This is a genomic window from Pseudomonas sp. 14P_5.3_Bac1 (assembly GCF_025466135.1).
GTDB lineage: Bacteria > Pseudomonadota > Gammaproteobacteria > Pseudomonadales > Pseudomonadaceae > Aquipseudomonas.
The window spans coordinates 1-12,658 of record NZ_JANLOF010000025.1; the positions used below are offsets into that span (position 1 = coordinate 1).

Here is a 12,658-nt window from a genome sequence, read left to right on the forward strand (position 1 = left end):
AGCGACTTACCGGGTGTGGGGCGGTTTTCGACGCCGGATCCGATTGGGTTAAACGGGGGGATTGAATTTCTACGCGTACGCGCTCAACCCGTTCGGTTGGAACGACCCACTAGGGTTGTCCTGCCGCCTGAACTCAGTGGGTAGAACACCAGGTAAAGGCAGCCGCACAGGAAAAGCCGTAATTGCTAGGATGAGAGCTGAAGGCAAAATAATTGGCTCCGGAAAAAACATGCGGTTCCAGAGTACTGATAAAAAATGGTATTCGATCAAAGACGCGGATATGGCTCATAAAACCGACGCCGTTAAGTATTGGAACAGCAAAGGCGGTTATCACGGAGCTAAAACAAAAGAAGTACGGGGTTGGATGCATGACCCTGATAACTACGAGCTGAAATATTATTCCCACAACCGATCCAAAGGCGCGCTGCTGACTGACAGGTACAAAGACCCCGGTGACTTTATCGGCCCCGCAGAAAAGCCTAAATATTATTAAGGATTATTGTATGAAAGATTTGGCGGACGAGAATCCAACACTGGCAGATGAGATCATGGCCACTATGGCGGCAGGCAACGATCTCGATGAACAAAACCGTAAAACTGAAGCGCACACCCTATACCAAAAGGCATGGAGTTTACTGCCGGAACCAAAGCTTGAGTGGACCCCCTTATCGTCTTGGGTCACTGGCTCCCTCTTCAACCTTCACTTCGAAAATGGCGAGTTCAACGCAGCCGAGCCATGGGCTCAAAAGACTCTTGAGGGCCGAGAGTCGGATATAGATACTGGTCCATTAATTAATGTGGGGATGGTATCTCTCGAACTGGGAAGAAGTGCCGAGGCGTATAAATACTTTGATGAAGCTTATAAATTCGGTAAGGCACGCGCCTTTCAAGAAAGACCAAAGAAATATTTGAATTTCTATCTGGATGAAAAGAAAAAGAAGCATTGATTGCTCGTCCCCACAAAAAATGGGCACCCAACCCAGTCGGCGTGCCCATTTTTTTCCCATCCCGCCTCCCTTCAGACGGTCCCGCGATTACGGGTTGACGCTGTCTTTGAGCGACTTGCCCGGCTTGAATGCAACGGTGTTGCTGGCCTTGATTTTCACTGGCTCACCGGTTTGCGGGTTTTTGCCGGTGCGGGCGCCGCGGTGGCGTTGCAGGAAGGTGCCGAAGCCAACCAGGGTGACGCTGTCCTGGCGATGCAGGGCGCCGGTGATTTCTTCGAGAACGGCGTTGAGTACGCGGTTGGCCTGTTCTTTGGTGAGATCCGCTTTTTCAGCGATGGCGGCTGCGAGTTCTGGTTTACGCATAAGTGAAGCCTCTTTGACGGTTTTTTGTTGTTATGTCCGTGCTGCTCTCTTGTGGAGCAGCGCCCAAGGCGCCGCAGGCTCTACTCTGCGGCAGACGGGAGTGAGGATGGCATGCCCACGCACGCTCCGCCAGTCTCGCGGCGACCTTTATAGAGGTAAGAACGTGCTGATTCCGACAGAACGACCGGTATTTACGCCAGTAACGGCGGAAGTTCTTTGTTCAGGGCCAGTTTTTCCATCACGGCGCTGCCGGTCAGGGCGTAGCCGAGCAGGCGGCCGCTGGCGTCGCGGCACAAGGCCTTGATGTCGGCGCCCTGCCCTTCGACGCTCCACACGCCTTCGGTGCCGCGTGGCGGTGGGGAAACCACCAGCGGGCAGATCGGGGTTTTCACGGTGATCGGCATCGGCCCGTAGCTCACGGCCGTGGCGTTGCCGGCCAGGGTCTGGGCCAGGGCGCGGGCGCAGCTCATCAGCGGCATCACATAGAGCAGGTTCAGACCATCGACTTCGGCGCAGTCGCCCAGGGCGTAGATGTTGGCGTGGGAAGTCTTGAGGTGGCGGTCGACCATGATTCCACGGTTGATTTGCAGGCCGGCGGCGGCAGCCAGGTCCACCCGTGGGCGCAGGCCGATGGCCGAGACCACCAGGTCGCAGTGAATCACTTCACCGTCCGACAGGTGCGCTTCCAGGCCATCAGCCGTGCGCTGCAGGCGATTGAGCACCGGGCCCAGGTGGAAACGCGCGCCGAGGCCTTCCAGCCCGGCTTGCACGGCGGCGGCTGCCGCCGGGTGCAGCAGGGTCGGCATGACTTGCTCGCACGGCGCCACCAGGTCGATTTCATAGCCGCCGAGGATCAGGTCGTTGGCGAACTCACAGCCGATCAGGCCGGCGCCGAGCAGTAGCACGCGGCGTTTGCCGGCGGCGGCGGCGCGAAAGCGCGCGTAATCTTCGAGGTCGTTGATGGGGAAAATCAGCTCAGCCGCGTCGCCTTCAACCGGGACACGCACGGTTTCTGCGCCCCAGGCCAGGATCAGGTCGCGGTAGATCACCGCTTCCTCGCCGATCCACAGGCGTTTGTGGCCCGGGTCGATGCCGCTGATGCGGGTGTGGGTGCGCACTTCGGCCTTGAGTTGCTCGGCCATGGCGCCCGGTTCGGCCATGCTCAGGCCGTCGGCTTCCTTGTTCTTGCCAAAGCCGGTGGAGAGCATGGGCTTGGAGTAGGAGCGCCCGTCATCTGCGGTGATCAGCAGCAACGGGGTCTCGCTGTCGAGCTTGCGAAACTCCCGGGCCACGTTGTAACCGGCCAATCCTGTGCCGATGATCACGACAGGTGCGTTCATTCCTTTCTCCTTGAAGTACGTTTCAAAAATCGATGATTAACCGATTTCGATCATTTCGAAATCCATTTTGCCCACGCCGCAGTCCGGGCACAGCCAGTCTTCCGGAACGTCCTGCCACAGGGTGCCCGGTGCGATACCGTCATCCGGCCAGCCATCTTTTTCGTCATAAATCAGGCCGCAGACTACACATTGCCACTTCTTCATTACTTGCTTCCTCAGGGTCCAGGCATCTTGGCCGACGGTCGATAGACCAACGTTGCCGTGCGGCTCAGGGCGTTTTGTACTGATCGGAGCCGGCAGATGCAAGCATGTTCGGCGCAAACGGCCGGTTCAGCCCGGCAAAAGCTCAGGATGCCATGGTAAGCTCGCCGCCTCTTTTGCTGCCAATACTGACTCACCGTGCCGCACTCAATCGCCCCTCCCGATGCTTGCCAATGGCTGACCCAGAGCCTTCTGAGCCCACTGCCAGCGCCCTTGACCCTTGACTGGCTGTTCGACGAAGGCTCGCTGACGCGGCGGCTGACGGGGCTGTCCGACGATGGCTTCAGCGTGACGCCGCTGTTCGAAGGCTGGCAGCCGTTGCGCGACGATGAATGCGCGGCGCTGAGCCTGGCCCCGGCCACTGTCGGTTGGGTGCGCGAGGTGTATCTGCGCGGCCATGGTCAGCCGTGGGTGTTCGCGCGCAGCGTGGCGGCGCGCAGTGCCTTGCAAGGCGACGGGTTGCACATGGACGAACTGGGCAGCCGTTCGCTGGGCGAGTTGCTGTTTTGCGACCACGCCTTCACCCGCCAGGCCATCGAGGTGTGCCACTACCCACGGCAATGGCTGCCGACCGCGGACCAGGCCGACGGGTTGTGGGGACGCCGCTCGCGCTTTGATCGCGGGTCGCTGAGCGTGCTGGTGGCGGAAATTTTCCTGCCGCGCTTCTGGCAGGCGTTGCATGACCGTGCGGAGAACTGCTGATGTATCAACGTCTGCTCAAGTCCCTGAACCACCTGAACCCCAGGGCCTGGGATTTCATTCAATTGACCCGCATGGACAAGCCCATCGGCATCTACCTGCTGTTGTGGCCGACGCTGTGGGCACTGTGGATTGCCGGCAAGGGCTCGCCGTCCTTGCTCAATATCGTGATTTTCGTGCTCGGCGTGGTGCTGACCCGCGCCGGCGGCTGTGTGATCAATGACTGGGCCGACCGCAAGGTCGACGGTCACGTGAAACGCACTGAACAACGCCCACTGGTGAGCGGCAAGATCAGTTCCAAAGAGGCGCTGGTGTTTTTTGCGGTGCTGATGGGCATCAGCTTCCTGTTGGTGTTGCTGACCAACGCCACCACCATCCTGCTGTCACTCGGCGGCCTGGCGTTGGCGGCGAGCTACCCGTTCATGAAGCGTTACACCTATTACCCGCAGGTAGTATTGGGCGCGGCGTTTTCGTGGGGCATGCCGATGGCGTTCACCGCCGAGACCGGTCACCTGCCTGCCACGGCGTGGCTGCTGTACATCGCCAACCTGTTGTGGACGGTGGGCTATGACACGTATTACGCGATGACCGACCGCGACGACGACTTGAAGATCGGCGTGAAATCCACTGCCATTCTGTTCGGCGATGCCGACCGCGTGATCATCCTCACCTTGCAAGGCCTGTCGCTGGTCTGCCTGGTGCTGGCGGGTATGCGGTTCGAGCTGGGCGGCTGGTTCCACCTGGGGTTGCTGGCGGCGGCAGGCTGCTTTGCCTGGGAATTCTGGTACACCCGCGACAAGGACCGCATGAAATGCTTCAAGGCGTTTTTGCACAACCACTGGGCCGGGTTGGCGATTTTTGTCGGAATTGTGGCGGACTACGCGTTCCGTTGACCCTGTGGCGAACGGGCTTGTCGTGGCGAGCGGGCTTGCCCCGCGTTGGGGCGCGCAGCGGCCCTTTTCAGGACCACCGCATTGCGTCAGAAAGACCGAGGCGTCAGGTTTTGGGGCTGCTTCGCAGCCCAACGCGTGGCAAGCCCGCTCGCCACAACAAGCCCTCAAACCATAACAAGCCTGTTAGCCCTAACAGGCCTGCTCGCCACAATTAGCTCACTGGCCGCTAAGCGATCAGGGCTTGGCGACCTTCCAGGCACCGTCCATTTTGCCTTCACCGGTCATGTCACCGGCCTTTTTGTCCATCACGAAGGTGTAAAGCGGCTTGCCGCTGTAGGCCCATTGGCTTTTTTGGTCATCACGGGTGATCACGGTCCACTTGCCCATTGGCTTGTCGGTGGATTCGGCCATCAACGGCGGCCAGTTGGTGGCGCACTTGTCGTTGCACATGGACTTGCCATCGGCGTCTTTGGCAAAGGTGTAGAGCGTCATGCCCTTGTGGTCCACCAACATGCCGTCTTTGGTCATCGCAGGGTCTGCCGCGAATGCCAGTGTCGGCAGCGTCAACGCGGCCGTTACCAGCAGGGCTTTCCAGGAAAAAGTAGTTTGAGTCATCGGAACCTTCCTTTTGTGGTTGTCAGGATTCGGACCCAAAGGGTAGTCCAGAGTGCCGAGAATTGCCCAAGCGACTAAATTACTGTCACACGACTGCAATAATTCCGTTATCTAATGCGGCGCAAGACAGTTAAATGACAAGAGGATTTAGGCATGGTTGGCAGGAGCATTCTGATCGTTGACGACGAAGCGCCCATTCGCGAGATGATCGCCGTTGCGTTGGAAATGGCCGGCTATGACTGCCTGGAGGCGGAGAACTCCCAGCAGGCCCATGCCATCATCGTCGACCGCAAGCCGGACCTGATCCTGCTGGACTGGATGCTGCCCGGCACCTCCGGCATCGAGCTGGCACGCCGCCTCAAGCGTGACGAGCTGACCGGGGACATCCCGATCATCATGCTCACCGCCAAAGGCGAAGAGGACAACAAGATCCAGGGCCTGGAAGTCGGCGCCGATGACTACATCACCAAGCCGTTTTCGCCACGCGAGCTGGTTGCCCGCCTGAAGGCCGTGCTGCGCCGTGCTGGCCCTACCGATGGCGAAGCGCCGATCGAAGTCGACGGCCTGATTCTGGACCCGATCAGCCACCGCGTGACCATCGATGGCAAGCCAGCCGAGATGGGCCCGACCGAATACCGTCTGCTGCAATTTTTCATGACCCACCAGGAACGCGCCTACACCCGTGGCCAACTGCTGGACCAGGTGTGGGGCGGCAACGTGTACGTGGAAGAGCGCACCGTCGACGTGCATATCCGCCGCCTGCGCAAAGCCTTGGGCGACGCTTACGAGAATCTGGTACAAACCGTGCGCGGCACCGGCTACCGCTTTTCCACCAAAGGCTGAGCCAGCCCTTCCCTTTCCTTAACAGCTGACAAGGACGCATGTTTAAGTGAACCAGAACTGGCATGGCACCCTGATCCGCCACATGCTGTTATTGATCACCGGCTGCCTGGTGGTCGGCCTGGTCAGCGGCCAATACGGCTGGAGCCTGGCCGTCGGCATCGGTCTGTACCTGGGCTGGACCCTCAAGCAGCTGCTGCGCCTGCATGAATGGCTGCGCCAGCACAAACCCGACGAAGCACCACCCGACGGCTACGGCCTGTGGGGCGAGGTGTTCGACAGCATCTACCACTTGCAACGTCGCGACCAACGCGTTCGCGGGCGCCTGCAGGCGGTGATCGACCGGGTGCAGGAGTCCACCGCCGCGCTCAAGGACGCGGTGATCATGCTCGACAGCGATGGCAACCTGGAATGGTGGAACCGCGCCGCCGAAACCCTGCTGGGCCTCAAGACGCCCCAGGACAGCGGCCAGCCGGTGACCAACCTGGTGCGTCACCCGCGCTTCAAGGAGTACTTCGAACAGGACAATTACGAAGAAGCCCTGGAAATCCCCTCGCCCACCAATGACCGCGTGCGCATCCAGCTGTACCTGACGCGCTACGGCAACAACGAGCACCTGATGCTGGTGCGCGATGTGACCCGCATCCACCAGCTGGAACAGATGCGCAAAGACTTCGTTGCCAACGTCTCCCACGAGCTGCGCACGCCATTGACGGTGATCTGCGGCTACCTGGAGACGCTGCTGGACAACGTCGACGAGATCAACCCGCGCTGGAGCCGCGCCCTGCAGCAAATGCAGCAGCAAGGCTCACGCATGCAGACGCTGCTCAACGACCTGCTGTTGCTGGCCAAGCTTGAGGCCACCGATTACCCGTCGGACAACCATCCCGTCGCCGTGCAGAGCCTGTTGCAGACCATCAAGAATGACGCCCAGGCGCTTTCCGGCGAGCGCGGGCAGCAGATCACCCTGGAAGCCGACCCGTTGGTGCTGCTCAAAGGCAGCGAGGGCGAATTGCGCAGCGCGTTTTCCAACCTGGTGTTCAACGCCGTGAAGTACACCCAGGACAAGGGCAATATCCGCATTCGCTGGTGGGCCGATGAACACGGCGCACACCTGAGCGTGCAGGACTCCGGCATCGGCATCGACGCCAAACACTTGCCGCGCCTGACCGAGCGTTTCTACCGTGTGGACTCCAGCCGTAACTCCAACACCGGCGGCACCGGACTGGGCCTGGCCATCGTCAAGCATGTGCTGTTGCGCCATCGCGCACGGCTGGAAATCAGCAGCGTGCTGGGGCATGGCAGCACGTTTACCTGCCACTTTCCGCCGACACAGGTGACCCGTTCGCGGCTGGTCGGGAATGATGAATAACCTGAGAACGATGGCGGGCTAAGTGTGGGAGCTGGCTTGCCTGCGATGGCGGTGGGTCAGCTGAACATACCCCCAACTGACAGTCCGCTATCGCAGGCAAGCCAGCTCCCACATTGGATTTGGATCGTTTCTGCAGGCCCCGCCCGGCAGCGGGCACTAGGCAAGCGCCCCGTCAGCCGCTACATTGGCCGACTTGCGCCTGCCTTTCAGGCACTTCTGTCACTCCTTATTGAACACACGGAACCTGCAAAACCCCATCATGGACCCTTCCCCTGGCATCACCCTCGCTACACTCTTCGCCGACTTCGGCATGATTCTTTTTGCACTGATCCTGGTACTGCTCAACGGTTTCTTCGTTGCGGCGGAATTCGCCATGGTCAAACTGCGCGCCACCCGGGTCGAGGCCATCGCCCACAAGAACGGCTGGCGCGGGCAGATCCTGCGCACCGTGCACAGCCAGCTCGACGCCTACTTGTCGGCCTGCCAGTTGGGTATCACCCTCGCCTCCCTGGGCCTGGGCTGGGTCGGTGAGCCGGCTTTTGCGCATATCCTCGAGCCGTTGCTGGGCGCGGTGGGCGTAGAGTCGCCGGAAGTGATCAAGGGCGTGTCGTTCTTTGCCGCCTTCTTTGTGATCTCCTACCTGCACATCGTGGTGGGTGAATTGGCCCCTAAATCCTGGGCCATCCGCAAACCCGAGTTGCTGTCGCTGTGGACCGCGGTGCCGTTGTACCTGTTCTACTGGGCGATGTACCCGGCGATTTACCTGCTCAACGCCAGTGCGAACGCAATTTTGCGTATTGCCGGCCAAGGCGAGCCTGGCCCGCACCATGAGCACCATTACAGCCGTGAAGAACTCAAGCTGATCCTGCACTCCAGCCGTGGCCAGGACCCGAGCGACCAAGGCATGCGTGTACTCGCCTCCGCCGTGGAAATGGGCGAACTGGAAGTGGTGGACTGGGCCAACTCTCGCGAAGACCTGGTCACCCTGGACTTCAACGCCCCGCTCAAGGAAATCCTCGCGCTGTTCCGCCGCCACAAATTCAGCCGCTACCCGGTGTATGACGCGGTGCGCAATGAGTTTGTCGGCCTGCTGCACATCAAGGATTTGCTGCTGGAACTGGCGGCACTGGACCACATCCCCGAGTCGTTCAACCTGGCCGAGCTGACCCGCCCGCTGGAGCGCGTATCGCGCCATATGCCGTTGTCGCAGTTGCTGGAGCAGTTCCGCAAAGGCGGCGCGCACTTTGCTCTGGTAGAGGAAGCCGACGGCAAGATCATCGGCTACCTGACCATGGAAGACGTGCTGGAAGTGCTGGTCGGCGATATCCAGGACGAACACCGCAAGGCCGAGCGCGGCATCCTCGCCTACCAGCCGGGCAAACTGCTGGTGCGTGGCGACACGCCGCTGTTCAAGGTAGAACGCCTGCTGGGTGTCGACCTGGACCACATCGAAGCCGAAACCCTCGCCGGGCTGATCTACGACACCCTCAAACGCGTGCCGGAAGAGGAAGAAGTGCTGGAGGTTGAAGGCTTGCGAATCATCATCAAGAAGATGAAAGGGCCGAAGATCGTGCTGGCCAAGGTGCTGTTGCTGGATTGATCAGATAGAGCGCGGGGGGTGAGCAACTCGCCCCCGCGCCGATGATTAGGCCGGCAGCGGGGAGAAGCAGATATCGACTTCCAACTGCGCTGCGGCAGACAAATTGACCAACGCGTCCAGCGAGAACTTGTCGATCTTGCCATTGAGGACGTCATTGAGCCGAGGCTGGCTGATATTGAGCCGCTCAGCGGCCGCTTTCTGAGAGAGCTCCCAACTGCGGATGGTGTTGCACAACGCCAGCAGCAACTTTGAGCGCAGGCGCATATTGGCGGCTTGCTGGGGAGTGTCCTCCAGAGCATCCCAGACGTTGCTGAAGCGTTCGGTGTGAATCTTTGGGTCTGTCATAGGCTTAACCTAACTCCTGCAATCTGGCACGCGCCAGTTCGATATCGCGCCCTTCGGTTTTCTGGGTGGTTTTGCGCAGCGCGTGCAACACATAGACAGCCTCTGGGCGATTGACCACATAGAACACTCGAAACGCGCCTGATTGCTCAGTGATCCGAATCTCACTGACGCCCCGTCCGATAGTTCTCATAGGCTTGCAATCAAAAGGCTGTTCGCCCTGTTGCAGAAGATCCAACTGAAAACCGGCTGCCCTTCGGGCGTCGAGAGGAAATTCCTTGAGATCCTTGAGTGAGCTTCCTAGAAACACCACATCCTTGTGCCTGGGCATTGGCTTCTCCTTTGCTGGAAAGAAAAAGCGTAATAGACGATTCAGGCCATGGCGGTGGAGCTTTGTTTCAAGGCATAGCAAAAGCTCGATAACACTGATGCGTTATCGAGAGCCTATATCGAAACAGATATAAATCAAGCCAAGCACCGGGAATCAGACGGTCGGTTGATTCCCGTTATGCAGTCAATCACGCACCCGGCACAAAGTGCTTCTGCGCCGTGCCGCGTGCGATCAGGCGGGAGATGTAGTCGAGTTTCTGCGCGTCCTGGTCGATAAACCGGAAGGTCAGTTGCAGCCAGTCGCTGTCGGGCTTGGGCTCGTAGGCGACGACGGCGTGCAGGTAGCCGTTGAGGCGTGCCACTTCGGCGTTGTCGCCTTGCTCAAGGTCGAGCACCGCGCTTTCCAGTACCTGCGGCAGGACTTCACCGCGACGTACCACCAGCAGCGCTTCCTTGATGCTCAGCGCCTTGATCACGCATTGCTGGGTGCCGCTGGACAGGCGCAGCTGGCCTTGGCCACGGCCGCCGGCCGGCGCTGCCGCTGGCGTTTGCACCGGCGGGCTGTTGAGCAGGCCTTTGCTTGGCGCAGCCACCGGCGCCGGTTTGACGGCTTCAGGCTTGCCGCCGGTCAGGGCACTCAGGGAGTCGTTGCCGAAAGCCGAATTCATTTTGGTCGGCGCACTGGCGATCAGCGCGTCGAGGCGGCCAATCTTGTGCAGGGCCTGCTTGACCTTGTTCAGCAATTGCTCTTTGGTGAACGGCTTGCTGACGTAGCCGGAGACGCCGGCCTGAATGGCCTGCACCACGTTTTCCTTGTCGCCACGGCTGGTCACCATCACGAACGGCATGGCTTTGAGATGGGCCTGCTCACGGCACCAGGTCAGCAACTCCAGGCCTGACATCTCGGGCATTTCCCAGTCGCACAGCACCAGGTCGAAGGTCTCGCGCATCAGGATGGATTGCGCCTTTTTGCCGTTCACCGCATCTTCGATCTTGATCCCCGGAAAGTAGTTGCGCAGGCACTTCTTCACCAGGTCGCGGATAAACGAGGCGTCGTCCACCACCAATACACTGACTTTACTCATCGACCCTTCATCCTATAAAAACTTCGGCACGCAAAACGCCTGACTGATGGCATTTTGCCAAAACTCGCGATTCACAGAAGGACTTTATCGTTCCTGCCGCGCAAAAAATTCAGATGCCGCAAACGAAAACGCCCGACCAAAGGCCGGGCGTTAATTTCTCGGGCAACCTTACTTATCGTCAGATTCGCCCGGAACATTAGGGATTTGATCGGCCGTGCCTTCAACTTCGGCTTTCATGCGCTTGAGGCCCATGTGCCGCACGTCGGTACCGCGTACCAGGTAAATGACCAGTTCCGAGATATTGCGCGCGTGGTCGCCGATACGCTCCAACGAACGCAGCACCCAGATGATGTTCAAGACCCGCGAGATAGAGCGCGGGTCTTCCATCATGTAGGTGGCCAGCTCGCGCAGTGCGGTCTTGTATTCGCGGTCGATGGTCTTGTCGTACTGCGCTACCGACAATGCCAGCTCGGCGTCGAAGCGCGCAAAAGCGTCGAGGGCATCGCGCACCATGTTGCGCACCTGGTCGCCGATGTGGCGCACTTCCACGTAGCCGCGCGGCGCTTCGCCTTCTTCGCACAACTGGATGGCGCGACGGGCGATCTTGGTGGCTTCGTCACCGATGCGCTCCAGGTCGATCACCGACTTGGAAATGCTGATGATCAAACGCAGGTCAGACGCCGCCGGCTGGCGACGCGCCAGAATGCGCAGGCATTCTTCGTCGATGTTGCGTTCCATCTGGTTGATCTGGTCATCAATCTCACGCACTTGCTGGGCCAGGCCCGAGTCGGCCTCGATCAGCGCGGTGACGGCGTCGTTGACTTGCTTCTCCACCAGCCCGCCCATCGCCAGGAGGTGGCTGCGCACTTCCTCAAGCTCGGCGTTGAACTGCGCGGAGATGTGATGGGTAAGGCCTTCTTTGCTAATCATGGGTTTGCTCCGCAAAAGCTGTAAGCCGCAGGCTACAAGCTGCAAGCTGATGTGTGTCGTTGATCAAACTGCTTTTACTTGCCGCTTGAAACGTGCGGCGTGCAGCTGGGGCTAGCCATAGCGACCGGTGATGTAGTCTTCGGTCTGCTTCTTCGCCGGGTTGGTGAACAGGGTATCGGTGTCGCCAAATTCCACCAGCTTGCCCATGTACATGAACGCGGTGTAGTCGGAAACCCGCGCCGCCTGTTGCATGTTGTGGGTCACGATGACGATGGTGAACTTGGATTTGAGTTCGTAGATCAGCTCTTCGACTTTCAATGTGGAGATCGGGTCGAGTGCCGAGCACGGTTCGTCGAGCAGCAGCACTTCCGGCTCCACGGCGATGGTGCGGGCGATCACCAGACGTTGCTGCTGGCCGCCGGACAAACCGAGGGCCGACTCGTGCAGGCGGTCCTTGACCTCATCCCACAGTGCCGCGCCTTTGAGCGCCCATTCAACGGCTTCGTCGAGGATGCGTTTCTTGTTGATGCCCTGGATGCGCAGGCCGTAGACCACGTTTTCGTAGATGGTCTTGGGGAACGGGTTGGGCTTCTGGAACACCATGCCCACCCGGCGGCGCAGCTCGGCCACGTCCTCGCCCTTGCGGTAGATGTTGGTGCCGTAGAGGTTGATCGCGCCTTCTACACGGCAACCGTCGACCAGGTCGTTCATGCGGTTGAAGGTGCGCAGCAACGTCGACTTGCCGCAGCCGGACGGGCCGATGAAGGCGGTCACGCGCTGCTTGGGGATGTTCATGCTGACGTCGAACAGCGCCTGCTTTTCACCGTAGTACAGGCTCAGGCCCGGCACTTCGATGGCCACGGTTTCCTGGGCCAGGCTCAGGCTCTGCTTGTCGCGACCCAGGGCCGACATGTTGATGCCGTGGGTGTGGGTTTCGTGTTGCATGGGATGCTCCCTGTGCTACCAATTCGTTTCGTTGAACCGCCGGAGCGGTTTACTCAAAAATCTGCGTGTGACGCGGTTAAGTGTGGGAGCTGGCTT

16 protein-coding genes are annotated in these 12,658 nt (G+C 59.8%); 7 read left to right on the forward strand and 9 right to left on the reverse strand.

Going from position 1 to position 12,658, the window contains the following annotated elements; genetic code table 11:
* Positions 1-61 precede the first annotated feature (61 nt).
* Positions 62-493 (forward strand): HNH/ENDO VII family nuclease, encoded by a 432-nt coding sequence (locus NTD89_RS06395; RefSeq protein ID WP_262206769.1) that lies wholly within the window; start codon positions 62-64, stop codon positions 491-493.
* A 10-nt stretch (positions 494-503) separates the two neighbouring features.
* Entirely contained in the window at positions 504-947 is a 444-nt protein-coding gene (locus NTD89_RS06400) for a hypothetical protein (protein WP_262206770.1), read from the forward strand.
* Between the two features lie 87 nt (positions 948-1,034).
* Here the strand turns inward: NTD89_RS06400 and NTD89_RS06405 are convergent, their stop codons facing one another.
* The 3 genes from NTD89_RS06405 to NTD89_RS06415 all read right to left on the reverse strand — a co-directional run bounded on the left by NTD89_RS06405 (position 1,035) and on the right by NTD89_RS06415 (position 2,854).
* Positions 1,035-1,310, reverse strand: coding sequence for an HU family DNA-binding protein (locus NTD89_RS06405; protein ID WP_262206771.1), 276 nt, complete (start codon positions 1,308-1,310; stop codon positions 1,035-1,037).
* Between the two features lie 191 nt (positions 1,311-1,501).
* On the reverse strand, positions 1,502-2,650 hold the full coding sequence (locus NTD89_RS06410) for an NAD(P)/FAD-dependent oxidoreductase (protein WP_106575895.1): 1,149 nt from the start codon (positions 2,648-2,650) through the stop codon (positions 1,502-1,504).
* Positions 2,651-2,686: 36 nt separating this feature from the next.
* Complete coding sequence (locus NTD89_RS06415; RefSeq protein WP_003213373.1) at positions 2,687-2,854, reverse strand: rubredoxin; 168 nt, start codon at positions 2,852-2,854, stop codon at positions 2,687-2,689.
* Between the two features lie 195 nt (positions 2,855-3,049).
* On the opposite strand from NTD89_RS06415, the gene NTD89_RS06420 reads away from it, so the two are divergent.
* The gene (locus NTD89_RS06420) at positions 3,050-3,613 is read left to right on the forward strand and encodes a chorismate--pyruvate lyase family protein (protein ID WP_242201184.1); all 564 of its coding nucleotides are present in this window, start codon (positions 3,050-3,052) and stop codon (positions 3,611-3,613) included.
* Positions 3,613-4,503: a 4-hydroxybenzoate octaprenyltransferase gene (ubiA, locus tag NTD89_RS06425; protein WP_262206772.1), complete on the forward strand. Its 891-nt coding sequence runs from the start codon at positions 3,613-3,615 to the stop codon at positions 4,501-4,503. The genes NTD89_RS06420 and ubiA overlap by 1 nt, the downstream gene beginning before the upstream one ends.
* Before the next feature lie 234 nt (positions 4,504-4,737).
* Here the strand turns inward: ubiA and NTD89_RS06430 are convergent, their stop codons facing one another.
* Positions 4,738-5,118, reverse strand: coding sequence for a hypothetical protein (locus tag NTD89_RS06430; RefSeq protein ID WP_262206773.1), 381 nt, complete (start codon positions 5,116-5,118; stop codon positions 4,738-4,740).
* 153 nt (positions 5,119-5,271) lie between these two features.
* On the opposite strand from NTD89_RS06430, the gene phoB reads away from it, so the two are divergent.
* From phoB to NTD89_RS06445, 3 genes are all read left to right on the forward strand, one after another.
* Complete coding sequence (gene phoB, locus NTD89_RS06435) at positions 5,272-5,961, forward strand: phosphate regulon transcriptional regulator PhoB (protein WP_003195617.1); 690 nt, start codon at positions 5,272-5,274, stop codon at positions 5,959-5,961.
* Between the two features lie 82 nt (positions 5,962-6,043).
* Positions 6,044-7,330, forward strand: coding sequence for a phosphate regulon sensor histidine kinase PhoR (gene phoR, locus NTD89_RS06440; RefSeq protein WP_256676331.1), 1,287 nt, complete (start codon positions 6,044-6,046; stop codon positions 7,328-7,330).
* 259 nt (positions 7,331-7,589) lie between these two features.
* Complete coding sequence (locus NTD89_RS06445) at positions 7,590-8,930, forward strand: hemolysin family protein (RefSeq protein WP_010207573.1); 1,341 nt, start codon at positions 7,590-7,592, stop codon at positions 8,928-8,930.
* Between the two features lie 45 nt (positions 8,931-8,975).
* Here NTD89_RS06445 and NTD89_RS06450 read toward each other — a convergent pair whose 3' ends face one another.
* The 5 genes from NTD89_RS06450 to pstB all read right to left on the reverse strand — a co-directional run bounded on the left by NTD89_RS06450 (position 8,976) and on the right by pstB (position 12,562).
* Positions 8,976-9,275: a helix-turn-helix domain-containing protein gene (locus NTD89_RS06450; protein ID WP_242201190.1), complete on the reverse strand. Its 300-nt coding sequence runs from the start codon at positions 9,273-9,275 to the stop codon at positions 8,976-8,978.
* Positions 9,276-9,279: 4 nt separating this feature from the next.
* On the reverse strand, positions 9,280-9,603 hold the full coding sequence (locus tag NTD89_RS06455; protein WP_262206774.1) for a type II toxin-antitoxin system RelE/ParE family toxin: 324 nt from the start codon (positions 9,601-9,603) through the stop codon (positions 9,280-9,282).
* A gap of 187 nt (positions 9,604-9,790) precedes the next feature.
* Complete coding sequence (locus tag NTD89_RS06460) at positions 9,791-10,687, reverse strand: response regulator (protein ID WP_262206775.1); 897 nt, start codon at positions 10,685-10,687, stop codon at positions 9,791-9,793.
* A gap of 168 nt (positions 10,688-10,855) precedes the next feature.
* Positions 10,856-11,617: a phosphate signaling complex protein PhoU gene (phoU, locus tag NTD89_RS06465; protein ID WP_053258703.1), complete on the reverse strand. Its 762-nt coding sequence runs from the start codon at positions 11,615-11,617 to the stop codon at positions 10,856-10,858.
* A 111-nt stretch (positions 11,618-11,728) separates the two neighbouring features.
* A complete protein-coding gene (pstB, locus tag NTD89_RS06470) occupies positions 11,729-12,562 on the reverse strand; it encodes a phosphate ABC transporter ATP-binding protein PstB (protein WP_056860879.1) in 834 nt (277 codons plus the stop codon).
* Positions 12,563-12,658: the final 96 nt, after the last annotated feature.